Raw genomic sequence first — 19,744 nt, 5'->3', positions numbered from 1 at the left:
TGTTCCGTGTCAGTGGAGGCGCATTATAGGGAGTTATTTCGGGCTGACAAGGGGAAATTTAAAATAATTTTCCGAGTGCGCATTTTTTATTCTTTGCGTTTATTTAACCACCGAATCGGGGGTTAACTGAGCGATTTCGCGGGCAAAACTCGCCACTTGCTCCCAGTCGGTATAGATAACTTCTTTGCGCGTATCCGTTTCGCCGCCCGACATTTTCATAATGAGTTGAATCATCATGCGATCATACCAGCGATAGCGTGGGTACAGCAGCGCCCCGGCGATAACCGCAGAACGGTCTGGCCGCCACTGTGAGTTCATTAAAAACTTGCGCGCGTAGCTGTTGGTCTGCGGCGTCCGCTTTTCCGGTTTACGCGCCACCAGGTTGACGGAGTAAAACGCGCTTGGCATGTGATTCAGTCGCGTCGCATGTTTCTTCACAAACTCGAGAAATGCAGAATGATAGTGTCCATAACGAATGGATGCGCCAATGACCACACGGTCATAGCGTTCCCAGTCAGGCTCTTCGGTACGATGCAGGTTGACGACATCCGTACAAACGCCAAGCTCTTTGAGTTCTGACGCCAGATAAGCGGCGATTTCCCGGGTCTGTCCATCGCGAGATGAGAAAAGAATCAGTGTTTTCACGTGTTACTCCATTATTCACGCCAGAAGGTCGGGGTAAAAAGTACCAGCAAAGTGAAGACTTCCAGACGACCGAACAGCATATTGGCAATCAGGATCCATTTTGCCACTGGATTCATACTGGCAAAGTTGTCCGCCACGACGCCCAGCCCGGGCCCAAGGTTGTTCAACGTCGCCACCACGGAAGCAAAGGCCGAGAAATCGTCCACACCAGTCGCGATAATCGCCAGCATACTGACAATAAAAACCAGCGCATACGCCGAGAAAAATCCCCAGACCGCTTCAAGAATACGCTCCGGCAGCGCGCGATTCCCCAGTTTGATGCTATAGACCGCATTGGGATGCACCAGGCGCTTTAGCTCGCGGTTCCCCTGTTTGAACAGCAAGAGGATACGGATAACCTTCAGTCCCCCGCCCGTTGACCCTGCACAGCCGCCGATAAACGCAGAACATAGCAGCAATACCGGCAGGAAAAGCGGCCAGCGCGCAATACTGTCGGTGGTAAATCCGGCCGTAGTCGCCATCGACACCACCTGGAAAAAGGCCTGATTGAGCGTCGTCAGTGCGGAGTTATAGATGTTATGAAACCAGAGCACTAATGTGCAGATGACCACCAGCGTCAGTTGGACGCCAATGAACATGCGAAATTCGGGGTCACGCCAGTAAACCTTCAGGCTGCGGCCACTCAGTAACGAGAAGTGCAGACCATAGTTACAGCCGGAGATTAATAAGAAGATAGCGATGATAGTGTTAATCGTTGGGCTGTCAAAATAACCCACGCTGGCATCATGGGTAGAAAACCCGCCGATCGCGATAGTAGCGAAACTGTGTCCGATGGCGTCAAACGCTGGCATGCCGGCAAACCACAGCGCCAGCGCGCAGGCGACCGTCAGCAGGACGTAGATCAGCCACAGCGTTTTTGCCGTTTCGGCAATACGCGGGCGCATCTTGTTATCTTTCAGCGGCCCTGGCATTTCAGCGCGATAGAGCTGCATCCCACCGACGCCGAGTATCGGCAAGATCGCGACGGCCAGCACAATGATTCCCATCCCACCGAACCATTGCAGCATCTGGCGATAAAAGAGGATCGCATGCGGCAGCGAATCCAGCCCCACCAGCGTGGTAGCGCCGGTCGTGGTCAGTCCGGAGAATGATTCGAAAAACGCATCGGTAATCGTGAGGTTCGGGCTTTCAGAAAAAATGAAGGGTAAAGCACCCACGCTACCCAGCACGGTCCAGAACAGTACCACGATCAGAAACCCTTCACGGGATTTCAGTTCGCCTTTCTCACGACGGTTCGGCCACCACAACATGGAGCCAATCACCAGTGCGACAAAAAAGGTTTGCGTAAATGCGCGTCCCGCCCCATCACGATAGATAAGCGCTACCAGCCCCGGGAGGATCATCGTGCCCGAAAATAAGATAACCAGTAGTCCTACAATTCGGGTAATGGCGCGAAAATGCATCTCTGCCGCTTCCTTAGTTCTTCAAAATGAGGTGGGGATTATTCTTCAATCGCTAACAATTGCAATGAACCACGACTAAAATCCGCCAGCTTTGCTGAAAATTCATCCACTTTCGCATAAGGAAGCGCCACCCGTAACCGAACGAATGCCTGGTAATCACTGGTGACGATTTTGCCGCCATATTGACCCAGAAGTGCTTCAACGCCAGCCAACTGCGCGTACTCACACTGCAAAGTATATTCGGTTAATGGCGTCTTGCGCTGTGTCGTTAACTGACGCAATGCCTGGTTTACGCCACCGCCGTAGGCTTTAACCAGTCCGCCGGTGCCGAGTAAGATCCCGCCGTAATAGCGCACCACAACGGCGGTAATTTCCCCAACGCCGCTGCCCATCAACTGCGCGAGCATCGGCTTGCCTGCCGTTCCCGCCGGTTCACCATCATCTGAAAAGCCCAATTGCTGCGAATCATCCGGCGCTCCCGCCACCCACGCCACGCAATGGTGACGGGCGTCCGGGTGCTCCGCTCTGACTGATTCCACAAACGCTTTTGCCGCCTCTACGCCATCGGTATGCGCCAACAACGTAATGAAGCGGCTTTTTTTGATCTCTTCGACAACGGTGACCGGCGCCGCAGGGATTAACCAACTGTCCATTACGCCAGTTTCAGATCCCGCGTCATGTTTTCAACGTTGTTCTCGTGGATCACCACGTTATCTTCAATACGAATACCACCAAACGGTTTCAGCGCTTCAATTTTCTGCCAGTTGAAGTGTTTGCTGAACTGCCCTTCACGCCACGGCGCGAGCAGCGATTCGATGAAGTAAAAGCCCGGTTCAATGGTCAACACCATGCCCGGCTGGAGCACACGGGTGCAGCGCAGATACGGATATTTGGACGGCGCGGCGAGATGCGTACCGGTGTCATCCTGCATAAAGCCCGCAACATCATGCACCTGCAGGCCCAGCGGATGGCCGATCCCGTGCGGCATAAACGGTCCGGTGAGATCGTTTTCGACCATCGCCTCTTCGCTCATGTCGGTGACGAGCTGATGCTTACGCAGCAGTTTTGCAATACGCTGATGGAACTGAACATGATAATCCACATAGCTGACACCCGCTTTCATGGTGGCAATCAGCGCCAACTGTTCGTCATTCACATCTTTCACTAACTGCGCATACTCGTTGTCGCTTTTCGCCGACCAGGTACGGGTCAGGTCTGCGGCATAACCGTTGTACTCCGCACCGGCATCCAGCAAGAAGCTGCGGATTTCAGACGGTGCCTGATGATCCAGCTTCGTATAATGCAAAACCGACGCATGCTCGTTCAGCGCCACGATATTGCTGTACGGCACATCGGTGTCGCGGTGACCGGTCGCAGTCAGATAGGCCAGGTTGATATCGAACTCGCTCATCCCCGAACGGAAGGCTTCTTCCGCCGCACGGTGTCCATTCACCGCCATTTTCTGCGCTTCGCGCATGCAGGCCAATTCGTAGTCCGTTTTGTAGGCGCGGTAATAGTGCAGATAGTCGATCACCCCTTTCGGGTTGATATTGCTGGCGGCGATCTCCAGTTGCAACGCACGCTCTGGAACCGGGCCGATATAACCAATATTGCCGCGCGCGGCAGGCAGTTGACTGCCAATGCCATCCGCCTTCGGCAGGGCAATCACCTCAACTTCTTCAGTCCAGAAGGAGGTCGGCAGCGGTTCAACGTTGTGCCAGTAATCGACCGGCAAGTAAAACCACAGTTTGGGTTTGTTCACCCCATCAACCAGCAACCAGCAGTTGGGAACCTGAGTCACCGGCACCCAGGCTTTAAACTGCGGATTAACCTTAAACGGGTAAGGATGATCGTCGAGAAAAACGTTAACCAGCTCGCCGGAGTGAATAAGCAGCGCATCAAGCTTAAAGCGTTCCAACGCATCACGCGTCCGTTCTTGTAAGGTAACGATATGATTTTTATAGAGTGCGGCCAGTGATTCCATTTTCTATCCTTCTGTTTTTTTCGACCTCAAGTCTCCGCATCTTAGCACATCGATTCACGAGAGCGTGATTTCTACCAGGTGTGATCGGATCGGCATTTTTTTAATCAGTCATTTGCATTTTATTAACATAAAATACACACTTCGCTTCATCTGGTATGACCAGATCACCTTGCGGATTCAGGAGACTGACATGCTTTACAAAGGCGACAACCTGTACCTCGACTGGCTGGAAGATGGCATCGCCGAACTGGTGTTCGATGCCCCAGGCTCAGTGAACAAACTCGACACGGCAACCGTCGCCAGCCTCGGCCAGGCGCTGGACGTACTGGAAAAACAAACAGATTTAAAAGGGCTGCTGCTGCGTTCGAATAAAGCAGCCTTTATCGTCGGTGCCGATATCACCGAATTCCTTTCGCTGTTTCTCGTTCCCGAAGAACAGCTCAGCCAGTGGTTGCATTTCGCCAACAGCGTCTTTAACCGTCTGGAAGATCTGCCGGTCCCCACGCTCTCTGCGGTTAACGGCTATGCGTTAGGTGGCGGCTGCGAATGCGTACTGGCGACCGATTACCGCCTGGCGACGCCGGATCTGCGTATCGGTCTGCCAGAAACAAAGCTGGGCATCATGCCAGGCTTTGGCGGTTCCGTACGTATGCCGCGCATGTTAGGCGCGGACAGCGCACTGGAGATCATTGCTGCCGGTAAAGACGTTGATGCTGAACAGGCGCTGAAAATCGGTCTGGTCGATGGCGTCGTGAAAGCGGAAAAACTGATTGAAGGCGCAAAAGCAGTTTTACGTCAGGCCATCAGCGGCGATCTGGACTGGAAAGCGAAGCGTCAGCCGAAGCTGGAACCGCTGAAGCTCAGCAAAATTGAAGCTGCCATGAGCTTCACCATTGCCAAAGGCATGGTCGCGCAAACGGCAGGCAAACATTACCCGGCCCCGATGACTGCAGTGAAAACCATTGAAGCCGCCGCGCGTTTTGGCCGTGCAGAAGCGCTTAATCTGGAAAACAAAAGTTTTGTTCCGCTGGCGCACACCAATGAAGCCCGCGCGTTGGTCGGTATCTTCCTTAACGACCAATATGTGAAAGGCAAAGCGAAGAAGCTGACCAAAGACGTTGAGACGCCAAAACAGGCTGCTGTGCTGGGCGCAGGCATTATGGGCGGCGGTATCGCGTATCAGTCGGCGTGGAAAGGCGTGCCGGTTATCATGAAAGATATCAATGACAAATCCCTGACCCTCGGAATGACCGAAGCGGCTAAGCTGCTGAACAAACAGCTTGAGCGCGGCAAAATTGACGGTCTGAAGATGGCGGGCGTGATTTCGACCATTCACCCTACGCTGGACTATGCCGGTTTTGATCGCGTGGACATCGTGGTCGAAGCCGTGGTTGAAAACCCGAAAGTCAAAAAAGCGGTGCTGTCCGAAACGGAAGACAAGGTTCGCCCGGATACCGTGCTGGCCTCTAACACCTCCACCATTCCCATCAGTGAACTGGCAAGCGTGCTGAAACGCCCGGAAAATTTCTGCGGGATGCATTTCTTTAACCCGGTTCACCGGATGCCGCTGGTTGAGATCATTCGTGGCGAGAAAAGCGCCGATGAAACCATCGCGAAAGTAGTCGCCTGGGCAAGCAAAATGGGCAAAACACCGATTGTGGTGAACGACTGCCCTGGCTTCTTTGTAAACCGCGTACTGTTCCCTTACTTCGCGGGATTCAGCCAGTTGCTGCGCGACGGAGCGGACTTCCGCAAAGTCGACAAGGTCATGGAAAAACAGTTCGGCTGGCCGATGGGCCCGGCATACCTGCTTGATGTTGTCGGCATTGATACAGCGCATCACGCGCAGGCCGTGATGTCCGCAGGCTTCCCGCAGCGGATGCAAAAAGATTATCGCGACGCGATCGATGCGCTGTTTGACGCCAGTCGTTTTGGTCAGAAAAACGGTCTGGGCTTCTGGCGCTATAAAGAAGACAACAAAGGTAAGCCGAAGAAAGAAGAGGATGCCACCGTTGATGACCTGCTGGCTGACGTCAGTAACGCGAAGCGTGATTTCAGCGAAGACGAAATTATCGCCCGTATGATGATCCCGATGGTCAACGAAGTGGTGCGCTGTCTCGAAGAAGGCATTATCGCCAGTCCGGCAGAGGCCGATATGGCACTGGTTTACGGTCTGGGCTTCCCTCCGTTCCACGGCGGCGCGTTCCGCTGGCTGGATACGCTCGGCAGCGCGAAGTATCTCGATATGGCGCAACAGTATCAGAACCTCGGTCCGTTATACGACGTTCCGGAAGGTCTGCGTAATAAAGCGCGTCATAACGAACCGTATTATCCCCCGGTTGAGCCTGCCCGTCCGGTCGGCGACCTGAAAACGGCTTAAGGAGTCACAATGGAACAGGTTGTAATTGTTGATGCGATCCGTACCCCGATGGGCCGTTCGAAAGGGGGCGCGTTTCGCAACGTGCGTGCGGAAGATCTCTCCGCACATTTGATGCGTAGTCTGCTGGCGCGTAATCCGGCGCTTGAAGCGGCGGCGCTTGATGACATCTACTGGGGTTGCGTGCAGCAGACGCTGGAGCAGGGCTTTAACATCGCCCGTAACGCGGCGCTGCTGGCGGAAGTTCCACACTCCGTTCCGGCGGTGACCGTCAACCGTCTGTGCGGCTCTTCCATGCAGGCATTGCATGACGCCGCACGAATGATTATGACCGGTGATGCACAGGCCTGTCTGGTGGGTGGCGTGGAGCATATGGGCCATGTGCCGATGAGCCACGGCGTCGATTTTCACCCAGGTCTGAGCCGTAACGTCGCCAAAGCGGCGGGCATGATGGGACTAACGGCGGAGATGCTCTCACGCATGCACGGCATCAGCCGTGAAATGCAGGATGCCTTTGCCGCACGTTCACACGCCCGCGCCTGGGCCGCCACGCAGTCCGGCGCGTTTAAGAACGAAATTATCCCAACCGGTGGGCATGACGCCGATGGCGTGCTGAAGCAGTTTAACTACGACGAAGTGATCCGTCCGGAAACCACGGTTGAAGCGTTATCTACCCTGCGTCCGGCGTTTGACCCGGTCAGCGGCACTGTCACCGCAGGAACCTCTTCTGCACTCTCCGATGGTGCCGCCGCCATGCTGGTGATGAGCGCGAGTCGTGCACGCGAGTTAGGTCTGAAACCACGCGCCCGCGTGCGCTCAATGGCAGTGGTCGGTTGTGATCCTTCCATCATGGGATACGGTCCGGTTCCGGCGTCGAAACTGGCGCTGAAAAAAGCGGGGCTTTCGGCCAGTGATATCGGTTTGTTTGAGATGAACGAAGCGTTTGCTGCGCAGATCCTGCCGTGTATTAAAGATCTGGGGTTAATGGAGCAGATTGACGAGAAGATCAACCTTAACGGCGGCGCGATCGCGCTCGGTCACCCGTTGGGTTGTTCTGGCGCGCGTATCAGCACCACGTTGTTGAACCTGATGGAACGCAAAGATGTCCAGTTCGGCCTGGCGACGATGTGTATTGGGTTGGGTCAGGGTATCGCGACCGTGTTTGAGCGGGTGTAAAGATATTCACTCATTGTCGGCCGGGTAAGCGAAGTGCCCCCGGCTCGATTGCCGGATGGCGACGCTAAAGCATCTCATCCGGCCTACAACGAAAACGTCACGGTATAACCATTTAGTTGCCGTTCTTCCCGCCTGTCAGGGGCGGGTTTTTTCTTCTTCGTTTCTCTTCTTAGATAAATGAGAACGCATCGCCAAACAGGCGATCTTCACGTGCGCTGCGCTCATTACAGAACAGGTCACGCGCGATTTTCGCCATCTCAAAACGCCCGGCAATGTAGATGTCATGATCGGCCAGCGTTCCGTGATCCTGCATCACCGCCGTTAAGACCGTCCCTGTACGTCCACGCCAGCCGGCTTCCGGTTGTTCCACCACAGCTTCGACGCGCAGATTGGGATGGTTGACAGAGAGCGCTTCAAGTTCAGAGAGATCGTAGAGATGCTTCTCTTCACGTCCCCCCCAGTAAATCGTGACCTCACGATTAGGATTATGCGCCAGCGCCGTCAGCAGAATGGAACGGGCGTAGGAAAAACCCGTACCACCAGCAATCAGGATCAGCGGACGCTCTTCATCGTCACGCAGCCATGCGTCGCCGTGCGGGATATCTATCGTTATCTCATGGTCTTTCAGGATGCGATCCATCACTGCTTTGGCATAGAGATTAATTTCTGACGCGCCAATGTGGAGCTCAATAAAACCCTGCTCATCCGGCGTAGAGGCCATCGAGAACGGGCGTTTATCCCGCTCATCCATCACGACCATCAAATATTGACCGGCACGAAAGGAAAATGCCGCGTCGGGTACTAAACGAACACGGTATACGGTATCAGTGATAGCTTCTACCGAGGTCACTTTACAGCTTAAGGTTGTCATGCGCTCCCTCTATGGGTCTGTAGGGCAAAACGAGCGCCTCAGGCGCCTTTACCGTCATTAAAGATGGCCAGTTCATCCCAAATCGCATCAATGCGGGCGGTCACGTCGGGGTCTTTTTTAATTGGACGTCCCCACTCGCGTTGGGTTTCACCTGGCCATTTGTTCGTGGCATCCAGCCCCATTTTTGAACCCAGACCGGAGACCGGCGAGGCAAAATCCAGATAATCAATTGGCGTATTTTCTACCAGCACCGTGTCCCTGGCCGGGTCCATACGGGTGGTAATCGCCCAAATCACATCGTTCCAGTCGCGTGCATTGACGTCATCATCACAGACGATAACAAATTTGGTGTACATAAACTGGCGTAAAAATGACCAGACACCCATCATGACGCGTTTCGCATGCCCCGCGTACTGTTTTTTAATCGTGACGACGGCAAGGCGATAAGAGCACCCTTCCGGCGGCAGGTAAAAATCGACGATTTCCGGGAACTGTTTTTGCAGAATCGGCACAAACACTTCATTTAGCGCAACGCCAAGTACGGCAGGCTCATCCGGCGGACGACCGGTGTAGGTCGAATGGTAAATCGCATCTTCACGCTGGGTAATATGCGTGACGGTAAAGACCGGGAAGCTATCCACTTCATTGTAATACCCCGTATGGTCGCCATACGGGCCTTCCGGCGCCATTTCACCCGGATCGATATACCCTTCCAACACAATTTCCGCACTGGCAGGCACTTCAAGATCGTTAGACAGGCATTTAACCACTTCGGTTTTCGTACCGCGCAGCAGACCGGCAAAGGCGTACTCTGAGAGTGTGTCTGGTACCGGCGTCACCGCGCCAAGAATGGTGGCAGGATCGGCGCCTAAGGCGACAGACACCGGGAAACGTTCACCCGGATGCGCCGCACACCACTCCTGATAATCAAGCGCGCCGCCACGATGGGACAGCCAGCGCATGATCAATTTATTTTTGCCAATCAACTGCTGGCGATAAATCCCCAGATTCTGCCGCTCTTTATGCGGGCCACGCGTGACGGTCAGCCCCCAAGTGATGAGCGGCGCGGCATCTTCTGGCCAGCAGGTCATAATGGGAATTCGGTTTAAATCGACGTCATCGCCAGAGATGATTTTTTGCTGACAAGGCGCACCGCGCAGTCGCTTCGTCGGCATATTCAGCACCTGTTTGAACTGCGGCAGTTTATCAAACAGATCGCGGAAGCCCTTCGGCGGCTCCGGTTCTTTCAAAAAGGCCAGTAATTTACCCACTTCCCGCAGCGCAGAGACATCATCCTGCCCCATGCCCATCGCGACACGCTTTGGCGTACCAAACAGGTTACACAACACCGGCATTGAATAGCCTTTGGGGTTTTCAAACAGCAGCGCAGGGCCACCGGCACGTAACGTGCGGTCGGCAATTTCTGTGATTTCCAGATATGGATCCACTTCAAGCGTAATGCGTTTGAGTTCACCCTGTTGTTCAAGCAGCGTCAGGAAGTCGCGTAAATCGTGATATTTCATGGCGTCCATTGTGGCCTCTTCGTAAGCGCCTCATTATACGGCGTTCATCATCGTGATGCTGTATTTTTGTTAAATTAGCGTGAACTCTGGCAGCCCACCGCCGCCACCGGGATTATAATTAACTTCACGCCTTACATTTGCTATGCTTGCGCCCCGAATAAGCGGATAAGAGCCATTATGCAATCCTGGTATTTACTGTACTGCAAACGCGGGCAACTTCAGCGTGCTCAGGAACACCTCGAAAGACAGGCAGTGAGCTGCCTGACACCGATGATCACCCTGGAAAAAATGGTGCGTGGAAAACGTACTGCAGTCAGCGAACCCCTGTTCCCTAACTATCTGTTCGTGGAATTTGACCCGGAAGTGATTCATACCACGACGATCAATGCCACGCGCGGCGTCAGCCATTTTGTCCGCTTTGGCGCATCACCGGCAATTGTCCCTGCTACGGTGATTCACCAGCTCTCCGTCTATAAGCCAGAAGGCATTGTCGACCCTGAAACGCCTTACCCCGGCGACCGAGTGGTCATCACGGAAGGGGCTTTTGAAGGCCTGCAGGCGATCTTCACTGAACCGGACGGTGAAGCGCGTTCCATGCTGCTGCTCAACCTGTTGAATAAAGAGGTGAAGCAGAGCGTGAAAAACACCGGTTTCCGTAAGCTTTAACGGCGACTTAAAACGACATTCCAAACAGTGTCCTGACGTTCGCATCCGTTGTGGCGGAAAGCCACTGCGGATCGTCTCCGCGCCAGTGGGCGATACGCTCAAGAATATGTGGCAGATATGCCGGTTCGTTACGTCGCGATGCGGGTTTCGGCGAGAGATCGCGCGGCAACAGATACGGCGCATCGGTTTCAATCAGCAACTGTTCGGCCGGAATAAACGGTAGCAATTCGCGCAGTTCCAGCCCACGACGCTCATCACAGACCCAGCCTGTAATGCCGATATGTAATCCTCTGTCGATACAGTCCTGCATTTCTTCACGCGTGCCGGTAAAGCAGTGCAGCACCGCACCCGGGAGTTTGTCCAGCCACGGATCCAGCAGCGTCAGAAATCGTGCATGCGCATCACGACAATGCATAAAAACCGGCATCTGTAACTCAGCAGCGATACGCAACTGCGCATCAAACGCCCGCTCTTGTTCCTGCGGAGTGGAAAAATTACGATTGAAATCAAGGCCACATTCGCCAATCGCCACGACCTCAGGCATTGACGCCAGCGCCACAATCGCCTCCTCTGTGGCAGGCTGCCACTGGCTACTGTCGTGCGGGTGAACACCGGCCGTCGACCAACAGTGAGGATAAATGTGCGCCAGTCGTTGCGCCTGTTGGCTTTCATGCAGGTTTGTTCCGGTGAGAAGCAGGCCCTTCACGCCAGCGGCCCTCGCGCGAGCCACAACCTCATCACGGTCTTTTAAAAACTGCGAGCTGGTTAAATTAACGCCGATATCAAACATGCTTCGCTCCATATGACAACCGCCCTGGCGGGCGGTTGAATTTACTCTTCTGTCTTCTCGGCTTTCTCAGCTTCGGCTTCTGATTCCGCCTCGTTATCTTCATCCCGTGTCTGTCGCTTACCGACATAGAAACGTGAGAAGAAAACGCCGACCTCAAACAGGAAGTACATCGGAATCGCCAGTAACGTCTGCGAAAAAACATCCGGCGGCGTCAGCAACATCCCTACCACAAACGCGCCAACTAACACATAAGGCCGTTTTTTACGCAAATCTTCCGGTGTCGTCACCCCCATCCAGCAAAGCAGCACGATGGCAACGGGCACCTCAAACGAGACCCCGAACGCCATAAACAGCGCCATGACAAAGCTCAGATAGCTGGCAATATCCGTCGAGACCTGCACACCTTCCGGCGCGGTATTGGCAAGGAAGCCAAACGCCAGCGGGAACACGACAAAGTAGGCAAACGCCATGCCGATATAGAACAGTAACGAGCTGGAGATCAGTAACGGTACCACCATGCGGCGTTCATGCTTATACAGCGCTGGCGCGATAAACGCCCAGACCTGATAAAGGATCACCGGTGCTGACAGGATCAGCGACACCATGAAGGTTAATTTGATCGGGGTGAAGAACGGTGATGCGACATCCGTCGCGATCATGGTTGCGCCCTGCGGCAACTGTTTGATAAGCGGCGAGGAAACCAGGTGATAGATGTCATTGGCAAAATAGACCAATGCCAGAAAAATCACGATAACCGCAATAATGCAGTTAAGCAGACGTTTACGCAGCTCAATCAGGTGCGTGATAAGCGGTTGAGTATCTTCTACAGCCATGTTTACGGTTTATCACTCGACGTAGGGGAGGAGCCAGCAACAGGGGCAGCGGTTTTCGGTTCAGCGTCCTTCACGTTGACGGCAGGAGACGTCTCCCCGACAATCTCAGGAGCCTGTTCCGGTGCGCTGGCCTGGACTTCAGCAGTAGCGGGCGTGACCCCTTCATGCTGTTCTTCGTTCCCTTTCACCACCGGGTTATGGATGGTGTGCGCTTCGTCGCTCGCTTTTTCGGGCTCGTTCGCGCTATAGGAACGTTTCATTGACTCCGCCGCCTGGCGCAGTTCATCCATTGAGGCTTTCAGCTCGGGAGTCAGATTTTCCAGGCTCGCTTTCTCAACCTTTTTCAGGCTGTCCTGAAACTCCTGGAGCTTAAGCTCCTGGGTCAGTTCATTCTGAACGGTGGTCGCAAGGGATCGCAATGCGCGTACCCAGCCAGCTATCGTTTTGACGGCTACCGGCAATCGCTGCGGCCCCAGTACGACGAGGCCGATAATAAACACCAGTAACAGTTCGCTAAAGCCGATATCAAACACGAATTACACCTGCTCTTTATCGTGGCTTTTCGCGTCTTCTTTTTTCGCCGTTTCTTTAGCAGCGTCTGCCGGTTTGTCAGTAATAGACTTCGCGGTAAAGTCAGCGTCCTGACTGGCTTTATCCTGTTTAGCATCATCATCACTCATGGCTTTTTTGAAGCCTTTGATGGATGCGCCAAGATCGGAACCGATGGAGCCGAGCTTCTTGGTGCCAAACAACAGTACAACGATGACGGCAATGATCACCAACTGCCAAATACTGATACCACCCATACATGTTCCTCTGTGATAGATGATGAATTAATAAGGCCGTAGTATACGTTACCCGGCCTGCCTTGAGCGATGAAAAAATCAGCGAGTTTTGCGCCAGCCGACAATCCAGGCGACCAGACCGCCTGCCATCAACCAGCCGGGCATATAGCCCCATTCAGGACGATTAATCAACAGGAATGTCCCACTCAATAGTAACGTGGCTCCAATTCCCAATAAGTAACGGGATTGGCCCTGACGCACATGATTCTCCTGAAGCTCGCGCGCAATCTTATCAACACTGTGCTGTAAATATTTGCCCTGGCGCAAACTGTCGTACACCAGTTCAGGGAGTTCTGGCATTTTTTCGACCCAGAACGGCGCTTTTTCCTTAAATGCCCTGACCAGCGCCGGAATACCGACCTGATCTTTAATCCATGATTCCAGAAAAGGCTTCGCCGTTTTCCAGAGATCCAACTGCGGATACAGCTGACGTCCTACGCCCTCAACATACAGTAATGTCTTCTGCAACAATACCAGTTGAGGCTGCACTTCCATGTTAAATCGACGCGCCGTATTGAAAAGGTTTAACAAAACGTGACCAAACGAGATTTCTGCTAGCGGTTTCTCGAAGATAGGCTCGCATACGGTACGAATCGCAAACTCAAACTCTTCAACGTTGGTATCCGGCGGAACCCAGCCTGAATCAACATGCAGTTCCGCAACCTTGCGGTAATCACGATTAAAGAACGCGATAAAGTTCTCCGCCAGGTAACGCTTATCTTCCTTGTTTAAGGAGCCGACAATGCCGCAATCAATGCCAATATATTTCGGGTTTTCGGGGTGTTCATAACTGACAAAGATGTTTCCGGGATGCATATCCGCGTGGAAAAAGCTGTCGCGAAATACCTGAGTGAAGAAAACCTGCACGCCGCGCTCCGCCAGCAACTTCATGTTGGTGCCGTTTTTCTCCAGAGTCACCACATCGGAAACCGGGATGCCATAGATGCGTTCCATCACCATCATATTCTCACTGCAGTAGTCAGAATAAACTTCCGGGATGTAGAGCATGGGGCTGTCTTCAAAGTTTCGCCGTAGCTGAATGGCGTTGGCCGATTCGCGCAGCAGGTTCAGCTCATCAATCAGTGTTTTTTCATATTCCCGCACCACTTCCGTCGGGCGCAGACGGCGACCGTCCGGTAGCAAGCGCGGCACCCAGCGGGCAAGACGATAAATCAGTCGTAGATCCGCTTTGATAACCGGCAGGATGTCAGGACGTATGACTTTGATGACGACCTCTTTGCCGTTCGATTTCAGTCTCGCCGTATGCACCTGAGCAATTGACGCCGACGCCAGCGGCTGAATCTCGAATTCATCAAACCAGGCTTCAACGGGCAGTCCGCCCATCGCTTCTTCGATTTGCGCTTTCGCCAGCTTGCCATCGAAGGGGGCGACTTTGTCCTGTAACAAAGCCAGTTGATCGGCGATATGCGGAGGGAAGAGATCGCGGCGAGTTGAGAGCATTTGACCAAACTTGATCCACACCGGCCCTAACTCCTGCAGAGCCAGTCTCAGTCGCTCTCCCAATAATTTGTCTTTATGCCGGTTTGGCATCCAGAACAGGCAGTAACGCCATAACCGCAGCGGCAGCGTGATCCGCATTTTGGGGATGAGTTCATCAAGTCCGTAACTTAAAAAAGTGCGAATGATGAAATACAGGCGCCGTACTTCACCTGGCGTCATTTAGCCTCCAGTTTTTCCAGCCGCCGGGTCAGCGCATCGACAGCGCGTTCCACCGCTGCCGTTTCTTCCGCGAACCATGCAACCTCTAACGGTCCGGGTGCCATTCGCCACTCTTCCGTAATGGCTTCGGCAACATAACGTTGCTGACGTTGGATCCCGTGACGGAGAAATTTTGCCCCGCCGCGCAGGGCTTTGCTGATCCCTTCCGCCGCGATGTCGCCGGTATAAGGCGCCAGCAGTTCAGCAGGATCGAATTCCGCCAGGTCGGCAAGGGCAACGAAATTTTGCACAACCTGAATATCACCCTGCACTTCCAGTTCGCCACTGCGAATCAGCGCAGCCAGTTGCTGGCGGTCACGTAATTTTGGCAATACGCTGGCATGAGTGATCACCGTACAATCGGCCTCGCCAGCCCACTCGCCCAGCACGTCAACCTGGCGTTCGCTGAACAGCAGAATTAATGATGTCGAAAAGCCTTTTAGCTCTACACGCAGCACTTTTCCCAGCAGACGCGCTCGCGCCGTTTTCAACGCCGGCGAACGATACAGGAATGAATTAAGCAAACTTTCCATTCCTGCAGTCACTAAGGGTTTAAAAGGCATCCCCGTTCTCCTGTCAGAACTTATAGCCGCGATGTAGCGCAACCACACCCGCTGTCAGGTTGTAATAGTCGACACTTTCGAACCCGGCGTCCTGCATCATCGCTTTCAAGGTGTCCTGATCGGGATGCATACGGATGGATTCCGCCAGATAGCGATAGCTATCGGCATCATTGGCGACCATTGAACCGATACGCGGCAGGATATGGAACGAGTAGGCGTCGTACGCTTTGCTCAGTGGCTCGATAATCGGTTTAGAGAATTCCAGCACCAGCAAACGACCACCTGGCTTCAGGACACGGAACATCGAGCGCAGGGCTTTGTCTTTGTCCGTGACGTTACGCAAACCGAAGGAAATAGTGATGCAGTCAAACGTATTGTCCGGGAACGGCAGCGCTTCCGCATTGGCCTGAACATATTCTACGTTGCCAATCACGCCGATATTGCGCAGCTTTTCACGACCCATTTTGAGCATTGAGTCATTGATGTCAGCCAGAATCACCTTGCCGGTCTCCCCGACCAGACGGGAGAATTTAGCCGTCAGATCGCCGGTTCCCCCGGCTAAATCCAGTACTGTCTGACCACGGCGGACGCCGCTACAGTCGATGGTGAAGCGCTTCCACAAACGATGGATGCCAAAAGACATCAAATCATTCATAACATCATATTTTGATGCCACAGAATGAAAAACGTGGGCCACCATGTCCGCTTTATGCTCTTTAGCGACAGTCTGAAAACCAAAGTGCGTCGTTTCTTGTGAATTATCCACCATCTCAGTGCCTGCTCATCAAAAAATTGTTCGAGAAGTGTAACAGATTGGGGCGCATTGCCCTACCCTTCTGCCTGTCCGGGTTACTCCGAACGGACTAATTCGATTGCTGCTTTATCCCGTCATCGTCGGAATAAGATGCATCTTCCTGCTCTTCAGGTACCGATCGCAACCGATACTCTTCATCCTGCGTTGTGGCCTGTTCCGCCAGTTCAGGGTTAATCTCGCGCTTAATTTCTACCCCTAAGCCGCGAAACGCTTCGGCCTGTGCCAGCACGTTGCCGCGCCCCGACGACAGCTTTTTCATCGCCTGACGATAGTTATCCTGCGCTTTGTCCAGACTCTGCCCGATGGAGGACATATCGTCGACAAACAGCCGCATCTTGTCATAGAGCTTACTCGCACGGTCCGCAATCTGTTGCGCATTACGGCTTTGATGTTCGTAACGCCATAGATTCGCAATGGTTCGCAACGCCACCAGTAATGTCGTGGGACTGACCAGCATAATATTATTTTTAAGCGCTTCAGTAATCAGTTCGGGCTGTCGGTCGAGCGCTAACAGAAACGCGGGCTCCACCGGAATAAACATCAGCACGTAATCCAGCGTGCGCAGCCCCGGAAGCTGCTGGTAGTCCTTACGTCCCAACAGGCGAATATGGTTACGCACCGAAGCAATGTGTTCCTGAAGCGCGCTTTCGCGGGTGTAATCGTCTTCCGCATTAAAATAGCGCTCATAGGCCACCAGCGTCATTTTGGCGTCGATCACCACATCTTTTCCCTGCGGTAAACGTACAATTACGTCGGGCTGCATGCGGGAACGAACGTCATTCTCGATACTGACCTGCGTTTCGTACTCATAACCTTCACGCAGTCCGGATGCTTCCAGCACACGAGTGAGTACGACTTCGCCCCAGTTCCCCTGCGTTTTATTATCGCCTTTTAGTGCACGCGTCAGGTTGACCGCTTCCTGGGCCATTTGTGCATTAAGCTGTTGGAGATTGCGAATTTCATGCGCCAGGGTGTGACGTTCTCGCGCTTCCTGACCAAAGCTGTCCTGAACCTGGCGACGGAAACCGTCCAGTTGTTCACGCAGCGGCGTCAGCAGACCATTCAGGCTTTGTCGGTTTTGCTCATCAACCCGGCGATTGCTTTGCTCAAAGATTCGGTTTGCCAGGTTTTCAAACTGTTCGCTCAGACGCTGCTCGCTGTTGATCATCTGGCGAATTTTATCTTCCGCATGCTGCTGTGTGGCTTCCATTCGCGTGGTCACTTCACGCAGATCCGCTTCCAGCGAGGTGTTAATGCTGCGCAGGCTACGTAATTCGTTATTGAGCAACTCGCACTCATCACGCCAGTGTTCACTTTGGGCAAGCTGTTGTTTGGCAGCACTTAATGCCGCAACCATCTCTTCACGTTCAGCGAATTGTTCGGCTTTCTGTTGCGCATGCTGATAGCTGGCTATCAGCCAGCCAAGCGCAATGCCCACCAGCGCAATAACCGCATAAATGATGATTGAGATATCCAAAATGCCTCCCGACGCCATACATCACCCGCACAAAATAGAATTGTGCTGTATAAACGTCCAGTTTTAAAGAACTTTCCTGCGAGGCGGTACGCAAATAATCGCGTAAAAGCAAAAGGCCGAACGCGTCGGCCTTGTTTACGGAAGAGAAGAGAATTAGATGAGACGACGTGCCGCTTCCACCACGATTTTCACCGCATGGCTTTCAGTTTGTTTCATCGTCTCCGCATTCGGGATCTCTTGCTGGGTGCGGTTGACGATTACCCCCGCAACCATCCCGGCGCGCAGGCCCTGGCTTGCACACATGGTCAGCAGCGTGGCGGACTCCATTTCGTAGTTCATCACGCCCATTGACTGCCACTCTTCCATGGAGCCTTTGAAACGACGTACTACGCGACCGGAGAAAGTGTCGTAACGTTCCTGGCCTGGGTAGAAGGTGTCAGAAGATGCAGTTACGCCCACGTGAGTTGTGGCACCGATGGATTTTGCCGCTTCAACCAGCGCGGTGGTGCATTCAAAGTCAGCGACTGCCGGATACTCCATCGGCGCAAAGTGCAGGCTCGCACCATCCAGACGAACGGACGCCGTGGTGACCAGAACATCGCCGACATTGATATGCGGCTGAATGGCCCCCGTGGTGCCAATACGCAGGAAAGTACGAATGCCCAACTGAGCCAATTCTTCCACCGCTATAGAAGTTGATGGGCCGCCGATACCGGTCGAGCAGACGATGACGGCTTTACCGTCCAGCTCTGCGCGCCAGGTAGTGAATTCACGGTGAGATGCCAGTTTAACCGGCTTCTCCATCAGCGCGGCGATCTTTTCTACACGTTCCGGATCGCCAGGGACGATAGCCAGCGTAGCCCCTTGTAAATCGTTCTTGGTGAGGCCGAGATGAAAAACGTCAGACCTGGACATATAAAACTCCTCTGTGATTCGGTTTTTGTCAGAAGAAGCAAAAAGACACTTTACCGAAGGACTTAAGATATTTTCGTGACCGCTATCACCATGATGCAATTCATTTGCATGAATTTACCTACAAAAAGTGATCAACATCACATTAATAGCCCAACTTTCTCTTTCTTTGCACAAAAAGCGAGCCGTTTGAGGCAGTGTGAATGGTTAAAGGCTGTCTATAGTTAATAGTGCGCTATTTTTCTAAGGGTACGGAGAATACCATGACATCAACACCACAAACCGGTTTTGCACCTGCAGCATCCCCTATTGCCTCTACCTCAGTGCATACCCCGGACGACGCCATCGTCGCGGGTTTTACGTCAATCCCTTCTCAGGGGGACGAGATGCCGGCGTTTCACGCCCGGCCGAAAAAGAGCGATGGCCCACTGCCTGTGGTCATTGTAGTGCAGGAAATCTTTGGCGTGCATGAACATATCCGCGACATCTGCCGTCGTCTGGCGCTGGACGGCTATTTGGCTATCGCGCCAGAACTCTACTTCCGCGAAGGCGATCCCAATGATTTCGCCGATATTCCCACGCTATTGAGCGGTCTGGTGGCGAAAGTGCCGGATTCTCAGGTTCTGGCCGATCTGGATCACGTCGCCAGTTGGGCGTCCCGCAACGGTGGCGATGTTCATCGTCTGATGATCACTGGCTTTTGTTGGGGCGGACGTATTACGTGGCTGTACGCGGCGCATAACCCGCAACTGAAAGCCGCTGTAGCCTGGTATGGGAAGTTGGTTGGCGATAAGTCGTTGAATTCGCCGAAACATCCTGTCGATGTGGCGACCGATCTGAACGCCCCGGTGCTGGGTCTGTACGGCGGTCAGGATAACAGTATTTCACAGGAGAGCGTGGAGACCATGCGCCAGGCCTTACGCGCCGCTAACGCCAATACGGAGATTGTTGTCTATCCTGATGCCGGTCATGCCTTCAATGCCGACTACCGCTCGAGCTATCACGAAGAATCTGCCAAAGACGGCTGGCAAAGAATGCTGGCGTGGTTTGCACAGTACGGAAGTAAGAAATAACGCAGGTCTGAAC

The 19,744-nt window shown here is 53.5% G+C and carries 19 protein-coding genes; 4 read left to right on the top strand and 15 right to left on the bottom strand.

The window, feature by feature from the left end; all coding sequences use genetic code 11:
* Positions 1-99: 99 nt before the first annotated feature.
* The 4 genes from hemG to pepQ are packed head-to-tail and all read right to left on the bottom strand — an operon-like array spanning position 100 to position 4,092.
* Positions 100-645 carry a menaquinone-dependent protoporphyrinogen IX dehydrogenase gene (gene hemG / locus OGW13_RS23590; protein WP_042998838.1) on the bottom strand — a complete coding sequence of 182 codons (546 nt, stop codon included), beginning with the start codon at positions 643-645 and terminating at the stop codon, positions 100-102.
* A gap of 11 nt (positions 646-656) precedes the next feature.
* A complete protein-coding gene (gene trkH, locus OGW13_RS23585; protein ID WP_042998837.1) occupies positions 657-2,108 on the bottom strand; it encodes a Trk system potassium transporter TrkH in 1,452 nt (483 codons plus the stop codon).
* A 38-nt stretch (positions 2,109-2,146) separates the two neighbouring features.
* Positions 2,147-2,761 (bottom strand): IMPACT family protein, encoded by a 615-nt coding sequence (locus OGW13_RS23580; protein ID WP_042998836.1) that lies wholly within the window; start codon positions 2,759-2,761, stop codon positions 2,147-2,149.
* Positions 2,761-4,092, bottom strand: a complete 1,332-nt coding sequence (gene pepQ, locus OGW13_RS23575; RefSeq protein ID WP_042998835.1) for a Xaa-Pro dipeptidase — start codon at positions 4,090-4,092, stop codon at positions 2,761-2,763. The genes OGW13_RS23580 and pepQ overlap by 1 nt, the downstream gene beginning before the upstream one ends.
* Positions 4,093-4,282: 190 nt before the next feature.
* On the opposite strand from pepQ, the gene fadB reads away from it, so the two are divergent.
* Together fadB and fadA are read left to right on the top strand one after the other, a co-directional pair.
* On the top strand, positions 4,283-6,472 hold the full coding sequence (gene fadB, locus OGW13_RS23570; protein ID WP_287116545.1) for a fatty acid oxidation complex subunit alpha FadB: 2,190 nt from the start codon (positions 4,283-4,285) through the stop codon (positions 6,470-6,472).
* A 9-nt stretch (positions 6,473-6,481) separates the two neighbouring features.
* Entirely contained in the window at positions 6,482-7,645 is a 1,164-nt protein-coding gene (gene fadA / locus OGW13_RS23565) for an acetyl-CoA C-acyltransferase FadA (RefSeq protein ID WP_046402115.1), read from the top strand.
* A gap of 169 nt (positions 7,646-7,814) precedes the next feature.
* Here fadA and fre read toward each other — a convergent pair whose 3' ends face one another.
* Together fre and ubiD are read right to left on the bottom strand one after the other, a co-directional pair.
* On the bottom strand, positions 7,815-8,516 hold the full coding sequence (gene fre, locus OGW13_RS23560) for an NAD(P)H-flavin reductase (protein ID WP_044258316.1): 702 nt from the start codon (positions 8,514-8,516) through the stop codon (positions 7,815-7,817).
* A 38-nt stretch (positions 8,517-8,554) separates the two neighbouring features.
* Positions 8,555-10,048, bottom strand: coding sequence for a 4-hydroxy-3-polyprenylbenzoate decarboxylase (gene ubiD, locus OGW13_RS23555; RefSeq protein ID WP_044327658.1), 1,494 nt, complete (start codon positions 10,046-10,048; stop codon positions 8,555-8,557).
* 168 nt (positions 10,049-10,216) lie between these two features.
* Here ubiD and rfaH point away from each other — a divergent pair, with 168 nt between their 5' ends.
* A complete protein-coding gene (rfaH, locus tag OGW13_RS23550) occupies positions 10,217-10,705 on the top strand; it encodes a transcription/translation regulatory transformer protein RfaH (protein ID WP_042998831.1) in 489 nt (162 codons plus the stop codon).
* A gap of 7 nt (positions 10,706-10,712) precedes the next feature.
* Here rfaH and tatD read toward each other — a convergent pair whose 3' ends face one another.
* From tatD to udp, 9 genes are all read right to left on the bottom strand, one after another.
* Positions 10,713-11,495: a 3'-5' ssDNA/RNA exonuclease TatD gene (gene tatD, locus OGW13_RS23545; RefSeq protein ID WP_044267296.1), complete on the bottom strand. Its 783-nt coding sequence runs from the start codon at positions 11,493-11,495 to the stop codon at positions 10,713-10,715.
* Positions 11,496-11,536: 41 nt separating this feature from the next.
* Entirely contained in the window at positions 11,537-12,328 is a 792-nt protein-coding gene (tatC, locus tag OGW13_RS23540; protein ID WP_042998829.1) for a Sec-independent protein translocase subunit TatC, read from the bottom strand.
* A 2-nt stretch (positions 12,329-12,330) separates the two neighbouring features.
* Positions 12,331-12,861, bottom strand: a complete 531-nt coding sequence (tatB, locus tag OGW13_RS23535; protein ID WP_042998828.1) for a Sec-independent protein translocase protein TatB — start codon at positions 12,859-12,861, stop codon at positions 12,331-12,333.
* Between the two features lie 3 nt (positions 12,862-12,864).
* Positions 12,865-13,134, bottom strand: coding sequence for a Sec-independent protein translocase subunit TatA (gene tatA, locus OGW13_RS23530; RefSeq protein WP_042998827.1), 270 nt, complete (start codon positions 13,132-13,134; stop codon positions 12,865-12,867).
* A gap of 78 nt (positions 13,135-13,212) precedes the next feature.
* A complete protein-coding gene (ubiB, locus tag OGW13_RS23525; protein ID WP_044258310.1) occupies positions 13,213-14,853 on the bottom strand; it encodes a ubiquinone biosynthesis regulatory protein kinase UbiB in 1,641 nt (546 codons plus the stop codon).
* The gene (gene ubiJ, locus OGW13_RS23520; protein WP_042998825.1) at positions 14,850-15,455 is read right to left on the bottom strand and encodes a ubiquinone biosynthesis protein UbiJ; all 606 of its coding nucleotides are present in this window, start codon (positions 15,453-15,455) and stop codon (positions 14,850-14,852) included. The genes ubiB and ubiJ overlap by 4 nt, the downstream gene beginning before the upstream one ends.
* A gap of 13 nt (positions 15,456-15,468) precedes the next feature.
* Positions 15,469-16,224 (bottom strand): bifunctional demethylmenaquinone methyltransferase/2-methoxy-6-polyprenyl-1,4-benzoquinol methylase UbiE, encoded by a 756-nt coding sequence (ubiE, locus tag OGW13_RS23515; protein ID WP_042326162.1) that lies wholly within the window; start codon positions 16,222-16,224, stop codon positions 15,469-15,471.
* A gap of 94 nt (positions 16,225-16,318) precedes the next feature.
* Entirely contained in the window at positions 16,319-17,746 is a 1,428-nt protein-coding gene (gene rmuC, locus OGW13_RS23510) for a DNA recombination protein RmuC (protein ID WP_044267347.1), read from the bottom strand.
* Between the two features lie 153 nt (positions 17,747-17,899).
* A complete protein-coding gene (udp, locus tag OGW13_RS23505) occupies positions 17,900-18,661 on the bottom strand; it encodes a uridine phosphorylase (RefSeq protein ID WP_042998824.1) in 762 nt (253 codons plus the stop codon).
* A 260-nt stretch (positions 18,662-18,921) separates the two neighbouring features.
* On the opposite strand from udp, the gene OGW13_RS23500 reads away from it, so the two are divergent.
* A complete protein-coding gene (locus tag OGW13_RS23500; RefSeq protein WP_061069437.1) occupies positions 18,922-19,731 on the top strand; it encodes a dienelactone hydrolase family protein in 810 nt (269 codons plus the stop codon).
* Positions 19,732-19,744: the final 13 nt, after the last annotated feature.

The sequence above is a fragment of the Citrobacter sp. Ca225 genome, from assembly GCF_030337175.1.
GTDB lineage: Bacteria > Pseudomonadota > Gammaproteobacteria > Enterobacterales > Enterobacteriaceae > Citrobacter_A > Citrobacter_A amalonaticus.
Note: the sequence above shows the minus strand (reverse complement) of the source record. Positions and strands in the feature narration are given on the sequence as shown.